Origin of the sequence: Phycicoccus sp. Soil748 (genome assembly GCF_001428025.1) — a bacterium.
Classification (GTDB): domain Bacteria; phylum Actinomycetota; class Actinomycetes; order Actinomycetales; family Dermatophilaceae; genus Pedococcus.
The window spans coordinates 238,858-255,302 of record NZ_LMSC01000005.1; the positions used below are offsets into that span (position 1 = coordinate 238,858).

Below are 16,445 nucleotides of genomic sequence, written 5' to 3' on the forward strand. Positions count from 1 at the left end.
CTGACACGATGAGCGCATGAGTGAGCGCTTCGATGCCGTGGACGTCATCATCACCAAGCGAGGGCGCGGGGAGCTGTCCGACGCCCAGATCGACTGGGTGATCGACGCGTACACCCGTGGTGCGGTCGCCGACGAGCAGATGTCGAGCCTGGCCATGGCGATCCTGCTCAACGGCATGAACCGTCGCGAGATCTCCCGCTGGACCGCGGCCATGATCGCCAGCGGTGAGCGCATGGACTTCTCGTCGCTGTCGCGCCCGACCGCCGACAAGCACTCGACCGGGGGCGTCGGCGACAAGATCACCCTGCCGCTGGCCCCGCTCGTTGCCGCCTGCGGCGTCGCGGTGCCACAGCTGTCTGGCCGCGGCCTCGGCCACACCGGAGGCACGCTCGACAAGCTCGAGTCGGTGCCCGGCTGGCGCGCGGCCCTGAGCAACGACGAGATGATGCGCCAGCTCGAGGACGTCGGCGCGGTCATCTGCGCCGCCGGCGACGGGCTGGCCCCGGCCGACAAGAAGCTCTACGCCCTCCGTGACGTCACCGGCACCGTCGAGGCGATCCCACTCATCGCCTCCTCGATCATGAGCAAGAAGATCGCCGAGGGCACGGGCGCGCTGGTGCTCGACGTGAAGGTCGGCAGCGGCGCGTTCATGAAGACGGTCGAGGACGCCCGCGAGCTCGCTCGCACCATGGTCGACCTGGGCACCGACGCCGGCGTCAACACCGTCGCCCTCCTGACCAACATGCAGGTGCCGCTCGGCCTCACTGCCGGCAACGCCCTCGAGGTGCGCGAGTCGGTCGAGGTGCTCGCCGGTGGTGGGCCCGAGGACGTCGTCGAGCTCACCCTGGCCCTCGCCCGGGAGATGCTGGCCGCAGCCGGACGCGACGACATCGACCCTGCCGACGCGCTCAAGGACGGGCGGGCCATGGACGCCTGGAAGTCGATGATCCGCGCGCAGGGCGGTGACCCGGACGCCGAGCTGCCGGTGGCCAAGGAGACCCACGAGGTGCTGGTCCCGGCCGACGGGGTGCTGACCGAGCTCGACGCCCTCAAGGTCGGCGTGGCCGCCTGGCGCCTCGGCGCGGGTCGCGCACGCAAGGAGGACCCGGTGCAGGCCGGCGCCGGTGTCGAGATGCACGCCAAGCCCGGCGCCACCGTACGTGCCGGCGAGAAGCTGCTGACCCTGCACACCGACACCCCCGAGCGGTTCGAGCGGGCGCTGGAGTCCCTCGACGGTGCGTTCACCATCGCCCCGGAGGGCAGCCGGCCGGACCTGCTGCCCCTCGTCATCGAGAAGATCTCCTAGGGTGGGGCCGTGCCAGAGCTGATCACGACGCCCACGACCATCCCCGTCCCCGGGGGCAAGGTCATCGACGAGCACGTCGGCCGGGTCAACACCGGTTCCGAGGCGGTCTCCGTCGCCCACATGAAGGCTCCGGCCGACTGGACCGAGCCGTTCCAGACGCCGCAGTTCGACGAGATCACCCTCGTCCTCGCCGGCGCGGTCCTGCTCGACCACGACGGCGGCCGGCTGCGCGTCGAGGCCGGCCAGAGCGTGGTCACCCGGGCGGGGGAGCGGATCCGCTACTCGACCGGGTCCGAAGGTGCCGAGTACGTCGCGGTGTGCCTCCCGGCGTTCTCCCCGGAGACCGTCGGGCGCGAGGAGGAGGACGAATGATCTTCGGCCGCAAGGACAAGAGCGACACCACTTCGACGACCGCGCCCGAGCCGGGGTCGGTCGAGGACCAGATCCTGCGCGCCCCCAAGGCGCTCCTGCACGACCACCTCGACGGTGGGCTGCGTCCGCAGACGATCGTCGAGATCGCCGACGAGGTCGGGTACGGCGCGTTGCCGGCCACCGACGCGGAGAGCCTCGGCACGTGGTTCCGCGAGAGCGCGGACTCGGGCTCCCTGGAGCGCTACCTCGAGACGTTCGACCACACCCTCGCCGTGATGCAGACGGCCGACGGGCTGCGTCGCGTCGCCAAGGAGTGCGTCCTCGACCTGGCAGCCGACGGCGTCGTCTACGCCGAGAGCCGCTACGCCCCCGAGCAGCACCTGCAGGCCGGTCTGGCGCTCGAGGACGTCGTCGAGGCCGTCAACGAGGGTTTCCGCCAGGGCGAGAAGGAGGCGGCTGCCGCCGGCACGCCCATCCGGGTCACCGCCCTGCTGACGGCCATGCGCCACGCCGCCAAGAGCACCGAGATCGCCGAGCTCGCCGTCCGCTACCGCGACCAGGGCGTCGCCGGGTTCGACATCGCCGGGGCGGAGGCTGGCTTCCCTCCCACCCGTCACCTCGACGCGTTCGAGTACCTCCGCCGCGAGAACGCCCACTTCACGATCCACGCCGGTGAGGCGTTCGGGCTGCCGAGCATCTGGGAGGCGATCCAGTGGTGCGGCGCCGACCGGCTCGGCCACGGCGTGCGCATCGTCGACGACATCCTCGTCAACGACCGGCCGTTCGCGGCCGACCCCGCCAAGGCCCTCGCCGCTGACCGCGAGGACATCTACCTCGGCCTGCTCGCTGCCTACGTGCGTGACACCCGTATCCCGCTGGAGATGTGCCCGAGCAGCAACGTCCAGACCGGTGCAGCGGAGTCCGTTGCGCTGCACCCGATCACGCTGCTGAAGCGGCTGCGCTTCCGGGTCACGGTCAACACCGACAACCGCCTCATGAGCGGCACGTCGATGTCGCGGGAGATGGGGCTGCTCGTCGACGAGGCGGGCTGGACCATGGACGACCTTCGCTGGGTGACCATCAACGCCATGAAGTCGGCGTTCATCCCGTTCGACGAGCGCCTCGCCATCATCGACGGCGTGGTCAAGCCCGGCTACGACGCCCTGCTCCAGGCACCCACGGCCTGACCCCGCCGGCCTGACCCCGCGGCCGTCCCCCTGCGCCTCCGGGGGCGGCCCTCAGCGGGCCAGGGCCGACAGCAGCGGCTCGAGGTCCTTGGCGCGGGCCGGCGTGGCGCCGAGTGCCTCCTGCCGGGCCACGACGGTGGGCTCGGCGCGCATGAGGGTGAGCCCGCGCCGTACGAGGGTCCACGGCGGCTTGCGCCGCTCCCTCAGGTCACGGGCCAGGCGCCGGACGAACGTGACGAACGGTCGGTGGTGCACGCAGTACGCGGCCGCGAGCAGGCCGCACTCGCGCAGCTCGCCGATGATCTCGGCGGCGAAGATGCCCTCGGCGAGCACGAGGTCGTGGGGGCCGGCCTGCACCGTGGTCGAGGAGACCGCGCGGCTCAGCGAGATGTCGTAGACGGGGGTGCTGACCGACCCGGTGCCGACGAGGGTGGCCAGCGCCTGCACGGCCTGGCTGCGGTTCCACGAGTCCGGGTGGTCCCAGTCGACGATGCCCAGCTCCTCGCTGCGCGGCATGGCCGGGTCGTCCTCGTCGCGGTAGAAGTCGTCGAGCCGCACGATCGGCCAGCCGTGCGCGGCGTGCAGGCGCTCGGCGAGGCGGGACTTGCCCGCACCGCTCGGCCCCGCGAGGACGACCACCCGGGCGGAGGTGTGGTCGCCGGGGTGGTCGGCCGTCAAGGGTCAGCGGCCCTTGGGGTGCCAGACGGTCTTGGTCTCGAGGAACGCCGTGATGCGCGACAGGTCGGGGGTCCGGGTCCAGTCGGGCTCGACCGCCTCGACGCCCTCGCCGGCGGGCCGCAGCACGCGCTTGAGGTTCTCGGCCGCGGCGAGCTCGAGGTCGCCCCAGACCACGCCGTCCGCATCTGCCGCGCCCGCGAGGTCGATGGCGTTGACGTCGCGGTGCGAGGCCACCCACGGGGCCACCTCGGCGGTGCGGCCGGTGATGATGTTGACGACACCACCGGGCACGTCGGACGTCGCCAGGGCCTCGGAGAGCGTGACGGCCGGCAGGGGCCGCAGCTCGCTCGCGAGGACGACGGCGGTGTTGCCGGAGGCGATGACCGGCGCCACGACGGAGATGAGCCCCAGGAGCGAGGAGCGTTGCGGCGCAAGGACGCCCACGACCCCCGTCGGCTCGGGTGCCGAGATGTCGAAGTAGGGGCCGGCGACGGGGTTGAGCCCGCCGAGCACCTGTGCGAGCTTGTCGGTCCACCCTGCGTACCAGACCCACCGGTCGATGGCGGCGTCGACGACCGCCTCGGCCCGGCGCTCGGTCAGGCCCTCGCCCGCGCGCACCTCGGCGACGAACTGGGCGCGGCGGCCCTCCATCACCTCGGCGACGCGGTAGAGCACCTGGCCGCGGTTGTACGCGGTCGCGCCGGCCCACTTCGGGAACGCCGCGCGGGCGGCGACGACGGCGTCACGGGCATCCTTGCGCGAGCCCTGCGAGGCGTTGGCGAGGAACCGCCCACGGCCGTCGACGACCTCGTAGGAGCGCCCGGACTCCGAGCGGGGGAACTTCCCGCCGATGTAGAGCTTGTAGGTCTTGCGCACGTCGACGCGCGCGTCGGTGGCAGTCCGCTGGTTGGTCGGCATCGCGGAGATCACCCGTTGCTTTCGGTCGTGACGTAGGCGGACAGGCCGTGGCGGCCACCCTCGCGGCCGTAGCCCGACTCCTTGTAGCCGCCGAAGGGGCTGGTCGGGTCGAACTTGTTGAAGGTGTTGGCCCAGACCACACCGGCCCGGAGCTGGTCGGCCATCCAGAGGATGCGCGAGCCCTTCTCGGTCCAGACGCCGGCGGAGAGGCCGTACGGCGTGTTGTTGGCCTTGGCGACGGCTTCCTGCGGCGTGCGGAAGGTGAGCACCGACAGGACGGGCCCGAAGATCTCCTCCTGGGCGATGCGGTGCGTCTGGCTGACGCCGGTGAACACCGTCGGGCGGAACCAGAAGCCCTTGGCGGGCAGCTCGCAGCCGTTGTCCCAGCGCTCGGCGCCCTCGGCCTCGCCAGCGTCGGTGAGCTCGGTGATGCGGGACAGCTGGGCCTTGGAGTTGATGGCGCCCACGTCGGTGTTCTTGTCGAGCGGGTCGCCCACGCGGAGCGTCTCGAGGCGGCGCTTGAGGCGGCGCTCGACGTCCGCGGCGATGTTCTCCTGCACGAGCAGCCGGGACCCGGCGCAGCAGACGTGCCCCTGGTTGAAGAAGATGCCGTTGACGATGCCCTCGACGGCCTGGTCGATGGCGGCGTCCTCGAAGATGATGTTGGCGGCCTTGCCACCGAGCTCGAGGGTGGCCTTCTTGCGGGTGCCGGCGATCGAGCGGGCGATCATCTTGCCGACGCCGGTCGACCCGGTGAACGCGAGCTTGTCGATGTCGGGGTGGTCGACGATGGCCTGGCCGGTGGCACCGGCGCCGGTGACGATGTTGACGACACCCGGCGGGAGGTCGGCCTGCTGGACGACGTCCGCGAACAGGAGCGCGGTCAGGGGGGTGGTCTCGGCCGGCTTGAGAACCACGGTGTTGCCGGTGGCCAGGGCCGGGGCGATCTTCCACGCCAGCATGAGCAGCGGGAAGTTCCACGGGATGACCTGGCCCACGACGCCGTGCGCGCGGGGGTTGGTGCCGAGGCCGGCGTACTCGAGCTTGTCGGCCCAGCCCGCGTGGTAGAAGAAGTGCGCCGCGGCGAGCGGGACGTCGACGTCGCGGCTCTCCTTGATCGGCTTGCCGTTGTCGAGGGTCTCCAGGACCGCGAACTCCCGCGCGCGCTCCTGCAGGATGCGCGCGATACGGAAGAGGTACTTGCCGCGGTCGGCGCCGGACATCCGGCCCCAGGCGCCGTTGTAGGCGCGGCGGGCGGCGGCGACGGCGCGGTCGACGTCGGCGGCGCTGGCGTCGGTGACCTCGGAGAGCACCTCCTCGGTCGCCGGGTTGACGGTCTTGAACGCGGAGCCGCCCTGGCTCTCGGTGAACTCGCCGTTGATGAACAGCCCGTAGGAGGGGGCGAGGTCGACGACCGCCCGCGACTCCGGGGCCGGTGCGTACTCGAACTTGGCCATGTCTTCAGGTCCTCGAATTCGGAGGTGTCAGTAGAGGCTGGGGGAGTCGTCGGTGACGTAGTCGGCACCGGAGTAGGCGCCGATCCGCATCCGCTGACGCTGCAGCAGCAGGTCGTTGAGCAGGCTGGACGCCCCGAACCGGAACCAGAACGGGTCGAGCCAGTCGTCGCCGGCGACCTCGCTCACGGTCACGAGGAACTTGATCGCGTCCTTGCTCGTGCGGATGCCGCCGGCGGGCTTGACGCCGACCATCTCACCGGTCAGGTCGCGCCAGTCGCGGACGGCCTCGAGCATGATCAGCGTGACGGGCAGCGTGGCCGCGGGGGACACCTTGCCGGTGGAGGTCTTGATGAAGTCACCGCCGGCCAGCATCGACAGCCAGGACGCACGACGGACGTTGTCGTAGGTCACGAGCTCGCCGGTCTCCATGATGACCTTGAGGCGGGCACGGGTGCCGTCGGCGCGGGTGCAGGCCTCGGCGACCTGGGCGATCTCCTGGAAGACGCCGAGGTAGTTGCCGGAGAGGAACGCCCCGCGGTCGATGACCATGTCGATCTCGTCGGCGCCGGCCTCGATCGCGTCGCGGGTGTCCGCGAGCTTGACCGGCATCGATGCGCGCCCGGAGGGGAACGCCGTGGCGACGGCCGCAACGTTGACCGGTGCCTGGCCGAGGGCCTCTCGCGCGGTGGCGACCATGTCGCCGTAGACGCAGACCGCGGCCGGGCTCGGGGTGCTCGGGTCGGTGGGGTCGGGGTGCAGCGCCTTGGCGGCGAGCCCGCGGACCTTGCCGGGGGTGTCGGCGCCCTCGAGGGTCGTCAGGTCGATCATCGAGATGGCGGTGTCGATGGCCCAGGCCTTCGACGTCGTCTTGATCGAGCGCGTGCCCAGGGCGGCCGCGCGTCCTTCACAGCCCACCTGGTCGACCCCGGGGAGGCCGTGCAGCCAGCTCGTGAGGGCGGCGTTGGTGAGGCGGGAGACGCCGAGGAGGTCGCGGGCCCGGGCGGTCGCGTCGACCGAGGGTGCGGACGTGCTGGTGGTACTCACCACGGGAGTCTATCGGTGCTCAGACGGTGGTCAGGTCGCTCATCGCGGCCCGTATGCGGCCGAGGCGCTCGGCTGCGGTGGCGCGCGCGGCGGCGAGGGCGTCCGCACCGTCGACGGGCTCGATGACCTCGAGGTAGACCTTGAGCTTGGGTTCGGTGCCCGAAGGCCGCACGATGACCCGCGAGTCGTCCTCGAGGTGGTAGCGCAGGCCGTCGGTGGGCGGAAGCGCGTCGCTGCCGAGGGCCAGGTCGTCGGTGCGGGCCACCGCGAGACCGGCCACCTCGGTGGGCGGCTGCTCACGCAGACGGGCCATGACGGCGTCGATGAGGGACAGGTCGGCCACCCGGACCGAGAAGGAGTCGGTGGCGTGCACGCCGTGCTCCACGGCGAGGTCGTCGAGCACGTCGGTGAGCACCCGCCCCCGCGCCTTGAGCGTGGCGGCGAGCTCGGCGACCATCAGGCAGGCGCTGACGCCGTCCTTGTCGCGGACGTGTCCGGGGTCGACGCAGTAGCCGAGGGCCTCCTCGTAGCCGTAGCGCAGGCCCTCGACCCGGGCGATCCACTTGAAGCCGGTGAGGGTCTCCTCGTGCCGGATCCCTGCCTTCCTGGCCATCGCGGCCAGCAGCCGCGACGAGACGATGGAGTTGGCGAACACCGCGTCCGGCTCGACGCCGCGGGAGAGGATGTGGTGCCCGAGCAGGGCGCCCACCTCATCGCCGCGGAGCATCCGCCAGTCGGTGCCCCCGTCGTCCGGCCCACCCTGGACCGTGAAGGGCACGGCGACGGCGCAGCGGTCGGCGTCGGGGTCGTTGGCGAGCACGATGTCGGGCCCGATCTCGCGGGCGAGGTCGAGGGCGGCGTCGATCGCGCCGGGCTCCTCGGGGTTCGGGAACGACACGGTGGGGAAGGCGGCGTCGGGCTGGCGCTGGGTCTCCACGGGGACCGGCGAGGGGAAGCCGGCCCGCTCGAAGACGCGCAGCAGGGTGTCGCTGCCCACCCCGTGCAGGGCGGTGTGGACGACGTCGATGTCGCGCGGGCTGTCCGGGGCGACGACCGACGCGGTGGCGTCGACATAGTCCTCGAGGACGTCGTTGCCGAGGGTCTGCCAGCCGTCGTCGGCCAGGGGGACGTCGGTGACCGCCTGGACGCGGGCGATCTGGCCGGCGATGTCGCTGTCGGAGGGCGGGACGATCTGCGAGCCGTCGCCGAGGTAGACCTTGTAGCCGTTGTCCTGCGGCGGGTTGTGGCTCGCGGTGACCATGACGCCGGCGTCGGCGCCGAGGTGCCGGATCGCGAACGCCAGCACGGGGGTGGGCAGCGGGTGGGGGAGCACGGCCGCGTGGCCGCCGCTGCCGACCGTGACCGCCGCGGTGTCGCGGGCGAAGACGTCGGAGTTGGTGCGGGCGTCGTAGCCGACGACCACGAACGGCTCCGGCTTGCTCTGGCGCAGGTAGGCAGCGAGGCCGGCTGCCGCACGGATGACCACCGAGCGGTTCATCCGGTTGGGCCCCGCCCCGATGGCCCCGCGCAGGCCGGCCGTGCCGAACTCCAGCATCCCCGAGAAGCGGTCCTCGAGGTCCGCGACGGCAGCTGCGTCGCCCTCCTTGGCGCGGGCCAGCACCTGCCCGAGCTCGACCCGCGTCTCGTGGTCCGGGTCGTCGTCGACCCACTCCTGGGCCGCGTCGATGAGCTCTTGCGCTCGGCTGTCCGCGGACCCGCCCTCGCTGCCGTGTCTGGCCTCGTAGCTCGCCTCGTGGGTCATGGGCACTGGTCCTTTCAGAGGGAGGCGACGACGGCGGCGAGGAGGCGGCCGCAACGCCCGGCGGCGGCCTGCCCGGCCTCGATGACCTCGTCGTGGGAGAGCGGCTGGTCGCTGATGCCTGCGGCGAGGTTGGTGACCAGCGAGATGCCGAGCACCTCCATCCCGGCCTGGCGGGCCGCGATGGCCTCCAACGTGGTGGACATGCCCACCAGGTCGCCACCGAGCACCTTGGCCATCCGGACCTCGGCGGGGGTCTCGTAGTGCGGGCCGCGGAACTGGACGTAGACGCCCTCGTCGAGCTCGGGGTCGACGCTGCGGGCGACCTCGCGCAGGCGTGCGGAGTACAGGTCGGTGAGGTCGACGAAGTTGGCTTCCTCGATGGGGGAGTGCGCCGTCAGGTTGATGTGGTCGCTGATGAGCACGGGGGTGCCGGGCGCCCAGGCGGGGTTGAGGCCGCCGCTGCCGTTGGTGAGCACGATGGTCGAGCAGCCTGCAGCCGCGGCCGTGCGCACGGCGTGCACGACCGAGCGGACGCCCTTGCCCTCGTAGAAGTGGGTGCGGGTGCCGTAGACGAGGGCGCGGCGACCGGTGTCGGCGATCGCCACCGACCGCATGGTGCCCGAGTGACCGGCCACGGCTGTCTTGCCGAAGCCGGGCACGTCGGCGTTGTCGATGGTGGCGAGCGTCTCGCCGATGCGGTCGCCGGTCTGGCCCCAGCCGGACCCGAGCACCAGGGCGACGTCGTGGCGCTCGGCGCCGCTGCGCTCGGCGATGACAGCGGCCGCCGCGCGGGCCACTTCGAAGGGGTCGGTCGCGGGGTCCGCCAGGTCGGGGATGGTGCCAGGCGCTCGGGAGGGGGTGCCCGTGGCGGGGCCGGTCTGCTCAGTCACCGGGGCAGACTACCGACGCCCACGGGGTGCGACGTACCGCGACGGCATGAGGCGAGGGGGAGACCGGCCGACGCGGCCGGGATGGTTGGATGGTTGCGTGAATGCGCCTCAGTCCTCGGTGGTCATCCTCGGCGGCGGGCCGGGTGGCTACGAAGCGGCACTGGTCGCCGCCCACCTCGGCGCGGCCGTCACCGTCGTCGACCGCGACGGCCTCGGTGGCGCAGCGGTCCTCACCGACTGCGTGCCCAGCAAGACGCTGATCTCCACGGCCGACTTCATGTCGCAGTTCGAGACCGCCTCCGACCTCGGCGTCCACCTCGAGGACCACGAGGGCGACGAGGTCGCCGACTCCGTGGCGGAGCTGACCGCGGTCAACCGACGCGTGCTCGCCCTCGCCGCGGCGCAGTCGCGCGACATCGGCCGCCGGCTGGCCGCCGACGGCGTCGTGGTGCTCGAGGGCACGGGTCGCCTGTTGTCGCCCTCGCGGGTCGAGGCGACGCTCGCGGACGGCTCGACCCGTGAGCTCGAGGCCGATGTCGTGCTCATCGCCACCGGTGCCACGCCGCGCGTCATGCCCAGCGCCCAGCCCGACGGCGAGCGCATCCTCACCTGGCAGCAGATCTACGCCCTGCCCGAGCTGCCCGAGCACCTCGTCGTCGTGGGATCGGGTGTCACCGGTGCCGAGCTCGCCCAGGCCTACCTCGGCCTCGGGTCGAAGGTCACCCTGGTCTCCTCGCGCGACCGCGTGCTGCCCGGAGAAGACGCCGATGCCGCCACCGTCATCGAGGACGTCTTCCGCAAGCGCGGGATGGAGGTCCTCGGGCGCTCGCGCATGGCCTCGGTGGAGCGGCAGGGCGACGGTGTCGTCGTCCGGCTCGAGGACGGCCGCGAGGTCACCGGCACGCACGCGCTGCTCGCCGTGGGCTCGATACCGCAGACCGGCGGGGTCGGACTCGAGGAGGTCGGCGTCGCGCTGCGCGAGTCCGGCCACGTCACCGTCGACCGGGTCTCGCGCACGTCCGTGCGCGGGGTGTACGCCGCCGGCGACTGCACGGGGGTCCTGCCCCTGGCGTCCGTGGCCGCGATGCAGGGCCGGATCGCGATGGCCCACGCGCTCGGCGACGCGGTCGCGCCGCTCAACCTGCGCGCGGTCTCCGCCAACATCTTCACCGACCCCGAGATCGCCACGGTCGGCTTCTCGCAGAAGGACGTCGACGAGGGCACCATCGACGCGACGTCCGTGATGCTGCCGCTGGCCACCAACCCGCGCGCCAAGATGCAGGGCATCACCGACGGCTTCGTGAAGCTGTTCGCCCGCAAGGGGGTCGGGACCGTCGTCGGTGGAGTCATCGTGGCTCCCCGGGCCTCCGAGCTGATCTACCCCGTCACCCTCGCCGTCCAGCACGGCCTCACCGTCGACCAGCTGGCCGGCACCTTCACCGTGTACCCGTCGCTCAGCGGCTCGGTCGCCGAGGCGGCCCGTCAGCTCCACCCCACCGACTGAGGCGGCCCCGCCCGGGGTGCCGGGGCCGCGCGTGGTCGGTAGCGTGCTGGAGCGGCACGTTCCCCCGTGCCGCCCGACGACACCGACCCGAGAGGCAGTGCCATGGCCGGCGGATGGATGGACAAGTTCAAGGACTACGTCAAGGGCAACCCCGAGCAGGCGGGGTCTGCCATCGAGAAGGTCGAGGACCTCATCGACCAGCGCACGGGCGGGAAGTACGCCGACAAGGTCGACCAGGGGGGCGACGTGCTGCGCGACAAGCTGGGCCTCCCGCCGCAGGCCGACCAGCCCGCGGACCAGCCGGGTGCCCAGCCCGGTACGCCGCCCGCTACGCCTGCCGGTCCTGGACCGGTCGAGCAGTCGGGTCAGGCGCCCTCGGTGGACGGCCCGGCAGGGTCGCCCGCCGAGCACGAGCCCACCTCGACGCCGACGGGCCAGGTCTCCGAGGAACAGGTGATGCCGGCGCCACCCACGCCCGACACCGTGCCGGAGCCCGGCCCCTCACCGGTGCCCGAGCCGGGGCCGTCGCCCATCCCTGAGCCCGGTCCGGCGCCCGTCCCCGAGCCGAGCCCGTCCCCGATCCCCGAGCCCGGGCCGGAGCCGGCGCCGTCACCGGACGGACCGACCTCCAGCGGCGACCGGGACGCCGGCAGCACCCAGCCGGTGCAGGGGTCCGTACCGGTCCCGGAGCCGGACACCAACGACCCGCAGGAGCCGGGGTCGCTCGAGGAGGGGGCGCTCGTCCAAGGCGACGCCGACCGGGTGGGCCAGCCCGGGGGCCCGATGGACCCTGCGGGGGTCGAGCCGACCCAGCCGTCGCAGCACCGGGACGGGCTGCCCCAGGGTGGCACGACGCAGCAGGGCGAGCCGCAGACCGGCGACGCGGTGCCCGGTGGCAAGCAGCCTGACGACGGCGGTCCCGGCCGGGGCTGACCGACCGGTGCGCCCCGTACCCGCACGACGAAGGCACGACGAAGGCTGCACGACGAAGGCCCGGTCCCCTCGGGGGCCGGGCCTTCGTGCTGCGTGCGGGTGGGGTCGCCCGGGTCAGTCCTTGATCTCGGCGATGACGGCGCCGTTGGTGACCGTCTGGCCGACCTCGGCGGTGAGCCCGGTGACGGTGCCGGCCTTGTGGGCATTGATGGGCTGCTCCATCTTCATCGCCTCGAGCACGACGACCAGCTCGCCCTGGGCGACCTGCTGGCCCTCCTCGACGGCGATCTTGACGATGGTGCCCTGCATGGGCGCGGTGAGGGAGTCGCCGGACGCCGCGGCGCCGGCCTTGGAGCCGCCCGAACGGCGCGGAGCCTTCTTCTTCGCCGCCGCACCGCCACCGCCGAGGGAGAGCCCGCCGGGCAGGACGACCTCGAGGCGCTTGCCGCCCACCTCGACGACGACGCTCTGCCGCTCCCCGGACTCCTCGGGCAGCTCGGGAGCCGTGCCCGACCACGCGGGGATCTGGTTGTCGAACTCGGTCTCGATCCAGCGGGTGTGCACGGTGAACGGCTTGTCGCCCTTGGGGGCGAAGGCGGGGTCGGCCACGACAGCACGGTGGAACGGCAGGACCGTGGGCATGCCCTCGACGACGAACTCGGCCAGCGCGCGGCGCGAGCGCTGGAGCGCCTGGTGGCGGTCGCGGCCGGTGATGACGAGCTTGGCGAGCATCGAGTCGAACGCGCCGCCGATGACGTCGCCCTCGACGACACCGGAGTCGAGCCGGACGCCGGGGCCCGACGGCGGCTGGAACGAGGCGACGACACCGGGAGCGGGCAGGAAGTTGCGGCCGGCGTCCTCGCCGTTGATGCGGAACTCGATCGAGTGGCCGACGGGGGCGGGGTCGTCGTAGCCGAGGGCCTCACCGTTCGCGATGCGGAACTGCTCGCGCACCAGGTCGATGCCGGTGACCTCCTCGGAGACGCAGTGCTCGACCTGCAGGCGGGTGTTGACCTCGAGGAAGGAGATCCGCCCGTCCTGGGCGACGAGGAACTCGCACGTCCCGGCGCCGGTGTAGCCGGCCTCCGAGAGGATCGCCTTCGACGCGCGGACGAGCTCGGCGTTCTGCTCGTCCGACAGGAACGGCGCGGGCGCCTCCTCGACGAGCTTCTGGTGGCGGCGCTGCAGCGAGCAGTCACGGGTGGAGACGACGACGACGTTGCCGTGCTGGTCCGCCAGGCACTGGGTCTCGACGTGGCGCGGGCGGTCGAGGTACTGCTCGACGAAGCACTCACCGCGACCGAAGGCGGCGACCGCCTCGCGCGTCGCGGACTCGAACAGCTCGGGGATCTCCTCGATCGTGCGGGCCACCTTGAGGCCGCGACCGCCGCCGCCGTATGCCGCCTTGATGGCGACGGGGAGGCCGTGCTCCTTCGCGAACGCGACCACCTCGTCGGCGCCCTCGACGGGGTCGGGCGTGCCGGCCACCAGGGGGGCGTTGGCCCGCGACGCGATGTGGCGCGCCTTGACCTTGTCGCCCAGGGAGTCGATGGCCTCGGGGGAGGGGCCGATCCAGGTCAGCCCGGCGTCGATGACGGCCTGGGCGAAGGAGGCGTTCTCGGCGAGGAACCCGTAGCCGGGGTGCACGGCGTCGGCGCCGGACTTGCGTGCCACCTCGATGAGCTTCTCCTGCACGAGGTAGGAGTCGCCCGGGGTGGTGCCGCCGAGCGCCCAGGCCTCGTCCGCCACCCGCACGTGCAACGCGTCGCGGTCCGGATCGGCATACACGGCAACCGAACCGAGGCCGCTGTCGGCGCACGCCCGCGCGATGCGCACGGCGATCTCGCCGCGGTTGGCGATGAGGACCTTCGTGATGGGGCGGGGGCTCGGCTTCGTCGTCGAGTCGGGAGAGGGCACCATGCGGCGGAGCCTAGCCCGTTTCCCCGACGGCACCCCCACCTGCCGGGTGTGGCCTCGGCGACACCCCGCAGCAGGCGGGCCCTAGGGTGAGCGGCATGAGCACGGAGGAGCACGCCAGCGGGACCCCGGACGAGCTGACCGGCAGCGCCGTGGACGACGGCAGGTCGATCAGGCAGATCGAGGAGGGGGTCCAGCGCGACTTCTCCCAGTCGATGTCCTACGGCTCCTACCTCGGCCTCGACCAGCTGCTGGCGTCGCAGCACCCGCGTAGCGAGCCGCCCCAGCACGACGAGCTGCTGTTCATCATCCAGCACCAGACGTCCGAGCTCTGGCTCAAGCTGATGCTGCACGAGCTGCGCTCGGCGCGGGCGCTGCTCGCGACCGATGACCTCGCCCCTGCGCTCAAGCGGATCGCGCGCGTCAAGCACATCCAGCAGACCCTCACCGGCCAGTGGTCGGTGCTCGCGACGCTGACCCCGAGCGAGTACGCCGAGATCCGCCCCTTCCTCGCCACGAGCTCGGGCTTCCAGTCCTGGCAGTACCGCGCCGTGGAGTTCCTGCTCGGCAACAAGAACGCCGACATGGTGCGGGTGTTCGACCACGACGAGACGGCCCGGGCGATGCTGGCCGAGCTGCTCGACGAGCCGAGCCTCTACGACGAGTTCCTGCGCTACCTGTCCCGCCACGGGTACGCCGTCCCCGCCGAGCTGCTCGACCGCGACTTCAGCCAGCCCTACCGGCTCGACGAGCGACTGGTCGACACGTTCGCGGCGGTCTACGCCTCGCCGTCGGAGCACTGGGGCGTCTACGAGACCTGCGAGGAGCTCGTCGACGTGGAGGACAACTTCCAGCAGTGGCGGTTCCGCCACCTGCAGGTGGTCACACGCACGATCGGGCACAAGAAGGGCACGGGGGGCAGCTCGGGTGTGGACTTCCTACGCCGGGCGCTGGACCTGACCTTCTTCCCCGAGCTGTACGCCGTCCGCACCCGCGTCTGACGGCTGAGTTCTGGGCCGGGTCGGGAGGTCCGGTGCCGGGTCAGTCCCGGTCGGGGAGCCAGCCGTCCGGGCCGGTGGACCCGGCGGCGTACTCCTCGAGCGGGACGTTGCCCTTCTCCCAGGCCTCGATGACCGGCGCCATCACCCGCCAGCACTCCTCGGCCGCGTCACCCCGCACCGTGAGCAGCTGGCTGCCGTCGAGGACCTGGGCGAGCACCTCGCCGTAGGCCTGCATCCGGGGCGCCGCGAGCGTGGCCGTCAGGGTCTTCTGCTCCAGGTCGAGCGGGTCGCCCTCGGCGTTCATCGTCAGCGTGAGCGACACGGCACCCGGCTTGAGGTCGATGGTGAGGCGGTCGCTGCCGGAGCTGCCGGCGAACCCGGTGGGCAGGTGGGGCACGTCCCGAAGGTGGGCCACGACGTGCTTGCGCGGCGCCCCCAGGGCCTTGCCGCTGCGCAGCACGAACGGCACGCCGGCCCACCGGTTGTTGCGCACCTCGAGGGTCACCTGGGCGAGCGTCTCGGTGCCACGCCCGGGGTCGACACCCTCTTCTCCGACGTAGTCCGGCACCGTGCGCTGTCCGATCGTGCCCGCGGTGTACCGGGCGCGGCGTGAGGACCGCTTCGGGGAGCCGCCCCAGACCCGGGTGGCGCGCAGGACCTGGACCTTCTGGTCGCGCAGCTCCTGGGCGTCGAGGGTGGCGATCGACTCCATCGCGAACAGCGACATGATCTGCAGCAGGTGGCTCTGCAGCATGTCCTTGAGAGCACCCGCGCCGTCGTAGTAGCCGGCCCGGCCCTCCAGCGCCAGGTCCTCGTCGTAGACGATCTCGACCCGCTCGATGTGCTCGGCGTTCCAGATCGGCGCCAGCACGCGGTTGGCGAAGCGCAGCCCCACGAGGTTGAACACCGTCCCGACGCCGAGGAAGTGGTCGATCCGGAAGATGTCCTCCTCGCCGACGATCCGGTGCAGCAGCGCGTTGAGGTCGGCGGCGCTGGCGCGGTCGGTGCCGAACGGCTTCTCCAGGGCCAGGCGGGTGGTCTCCGGCAGGTCGAGGTGCTGCAGCAGCTCGCACACCTTGACCGTCACCTGGGGCGGCAGCGCGAAGAAGATCACCAGGGGGCCGTCACCGCAGTGGGTCACGAGGGCCTGCAGCGCGTCCTGGTCGAGGAGGTCGGTCTTGCGGTACTCCGCGTGCCGGGTGACCTCGCGCGTCACCGCCGCGGGCGCCTCGACGGTGGAGAACGATTCCTCGATCCGGGCCTGCCACTGGTCGGCGGAGAGGTCGACCCGGTCGGCGCCGACGACGCGGACCCGGCGTTCGCGCTCGACGGCGAGCAGGCTCGCGAGCCCGGGCAGCAGCAGCCGGTGGGTCAGGTCACCTCCTGCGCCGAGGATGAGCAACGTCGTCCCGGGTGCGGTGGCCATGCTCCCCACCTTGCCACCGGCTGCCTGAGCGCGCCGGTCGTGGGGCGCCG

Annotated in this window: 14 protein-coding genes; 6 read left to right on the plus strand and 8 right to left on the minus strand. The window is 72.4% G+C overall.

What is annotated here, in order from left to right:
• Positions 1–16: 16 nt before the first annotated feature.
• The 3 genes from ASG70_RS03670 to ASG70_RS03680 are packed head-to-tail and all read left to right on the plus strand — an operon-like array spanning position 17 to position 2,865.
• Positions 17–1,306 carry a thymidine phosphorylase gene (locus ASG70_RS03670; RefSeq protein WP_056882486.1) on the plus strand — a complete coding sequence of 430 codons (1,290 nt, stop codon included), beginning with the start codon at positions 17–19 and terminating at the stop codon, positions 1,304–1,306.
• A gap of 9 nt (positions 1,307–1,315) precedes the next feature.
• Positions 1,316–1,678: a cupin gene (locus ASG70_RS03675; RefSeq protein WP_056882487.1), complete on the plus strand. Its 363-nt coding sequence runs from the start codon at positions 1,316–1,318 to the stop codon at positions 1,676–1,678.
• Positions 1,675–2,865, plus strand: a complete 1,191-nt coding sequence (locus tag ASG70_RS03680; RefSeq protein WP_056882488.1) for an adenosine deaminase — start codon at positions 1,675–1,677, stop codon at positions 2,863–2,865. Before ASG70_RS03675 ends, ASG70_RS03680 begins: the two co-directional genes overlap by 4 nt.
• A 51-nt stretch (positions 2,866–2,916) precedes the next feature.
• Here the strand turns inward: ASG70_RS03680 and ASG70_RS03685 are convergent, their stop codons facing one another.
• The 6 genes from ASG70_RS03685 to ASG70_RS03710 are packed head-to-tail and all read right to left on the minus strand — an operon-like array spanning position 2,917 to position 9,560.
• Positions 2,917–3,543 carry a uridine kinase gene (locus ASG70_RS03685; protein WP_056882489.1) on the minus strand — a complete coding sequence of 209 codons (627 nt, stop codon included), beginning with the start codon at positions 3,541–3,543 and terminating at the stop codon, positions 2,917–2,919.
• Positions 3,544–3,546: 3 nt separating this feature from the next.
• Entirely contained in the window at positions 3,547–4,461 is a 915-nt protein-coding gene (locus tag ASG70_RS03690; RefSeq protein ID WP_056882726.1) for an aldehyde dehydrogenase family protein, read from the minus strand.
• An 8-nt stretch (positions 4,462–4,469) separates the two neighbouring features.
• Complete coding sequence (locus tag ASG70_RS03695; RefSeq protein ID WP_056882490.1) at positions 4,470–5,918, minus strand: aldehyde dehydrogenase family protein; 1,449 nt, start codon at positions 5,916–5,918, stop codon at positions 4,470–4,472.
• A gap of 27 nt (positions 5,919–5,945) precedes the next feature.
• Positions 5,946–6,965 carry a deoxyribose-phosphate aldolase gene (gene deoC / locus ASG70_RS03700; protein ID WP_369818868.1) on the minus strand — a complete coding sequence of 340 codons (1,020 nt, stop codon included), beginning with the start codon at positions 6,963–6,965 and terminating at the stop codon, positions 5,946–5,948.
• A gap of 16 nt (positions 6,966–6,981) precedes the next feature.
• Positions 6,982–8,724, minus strand: coding sequence for a phospho-sugar mutase (locus ASG70_RS03705; protein WP_082590053.1), 1,743 nt, complete (start codon positions 8,722–8,724; stop codon positions 6,982–6,984).
• A gap of 14 nt (positions 8,725–8,738) precedes the next feature.
• Positions 8,739–9,560 carry a purine-nucleoside phosphorylase gene (locus ASG70_RS03710; protein ID WP_056882729.1) on the minus strand — a complete coding sequence of 274 codons (822 nt, stop codon included), beginning with the start codon at positions 9,558–9,560 and terminating at the stop codon, positions 8,739–8,741.
• A 151-nt stretch (positions 9,561–9,711) separates the two neighbouring features.
• On the opposite strand from ASG70_RS03710, the gene ASG70_RS03715 reads away from it, so the two are divergent.
• Together ASG70_RS03715 and ASG70_RS03720 are read left to right on the plus strand one after the other, a co-directional pair.
• A complete protein-coding gene (locus ASG70_RS03715; RefSeq protein WP_056882491.1) occupies positions 9,712–11,118 on the plus strand; it encodes an NAD(P)H-quinone dehydrogenase in 1,407 nt (468 codons plus the stop codon).
• A 102-nt stretch (positions 11,119–11,220) separates the two neighbouring features.
• Complete coding sequence (locus ASG70_RS03720) at positions 11,221–12,051, plus strand: antitoxin (protein WP_056882492.1); 831 nt, start codon at positions 11,221–11,223, stop codon at positions 12,049–12,051.
• Positions 12,052–12,165: 114 nt separating this feature from the next.
• On the opposite strand, the gene ASG70_RS03725 is transcribed toward ASG70_RS03720, so the two are convergent.
• On the minus strand, positions 12,166–13,971 hold the full coding sequence (locus ASG70_RS03725; protein WP_056882493.1) for a biotin carboxylase N-terminal domain-containing protein: 1,806 nt from the start codon (positions 13,969–13,971) through the stop codon (positions 12,166–12,168).
• Between the two features lie 212 nt (positions 13,972–14,183).
• On the opposite strand from ASG70_RS03725, the gene ASG70_RS03730 reads away from it, so the two are divergent.
• Positions 14,184–14,969 carry a tryptophan 2,3-dioxygenase gene (locus ASG70_RS03730; RefSeq protein ID WP_369818871.1) on the plus strand — a complete coding sequence of 262 codons (786 nt, stop codon included), beginning with the start codon at positions 14,184–14,186 and terminating at the stop codon, positions 14,967–14,969.
• Between the two features lie 40 nt (positions 14,970–15,009).
• Here ASG70_RS03730 and ASG70_RS03735 read toward each other — a convergent pair whose 3' ends face one another.
• On the minus strand, positions 15,010–16,395 hold the full coding sequence (locus ASG70_RS03735; RefSeq protein ID WP_056882494.1) for a glucose-6-phosphate dehydrogenase: 1,386 nt from the start codon (positions 16,393–16,395) through the stop codon (positions 15,010–15,012).
• Positions 16,396–16,445: the final 50 nt, after the last annotated feature.

Coding starts and splice junctions, on each gene's coding strand:
- ASG70_RS03695 (WP_056882490.1), bottom strand. CDS start 5,918: ATGGCCAAGTTCGAGTACGCACCGGCCCCGGAGTCGCGGGCGGTCGTC.
- ASG70_RS03680 (WP_056882488.1), top strand. CDS start 1,675: ATGATCTTCGGCCGCAAGGACAAGAGCGACACCACTTCGACGACCGCG.
- ASG70_RS03725 (WP_056882493.1), bottom strand. CDS start 13,971: ATGGTGCCCTCTCCCGACTCGACGACGAAGCCGAGCCCCCGCCCCATC.
- ASG70_RS03720 (WP_056882492.1), top strand. CDS start 11,221: ATGGCCGGCGGATGGATGGACAAGTTCAAGGACTACGTCAAGGGCAAC.
- ASG70_RS03735 (WP_056882494.1), bottom strand. CDS start 16,395: ATGGCCACCGCACCCGGGACGACGTTGCTCATCCTCGGCGCAGGAGGT.
- ASG70_RS03690 (WP_056882726.1), bottom strand. CDS start 4,461: ATGCCGACCAACCAGCGGACTGCCACCGACGCGCGCGTCGACGTGCGC.
- ASG70_RS03730 (WP_369818871.1), top strand. CDS start 14,184: ATGTCCTACGGCTCCTACCTCGGCCTCGACCAGCTGCTGGCGTCGCAG.
- ASG70_RS03705 (WP_082590053.1), bottom strand. CDS start 8,724: ATGACCCACGAGGCGAGCTACGAGGCCAGACACGGCAGCGAGGGCGGG.
- ASG70_RS03670 (WP_056882486.1), top strand. CDS start 17: ATGAGTGAGCGCTTCGATGCCGTGGACGTCATCATCACCAAGCGAGGG.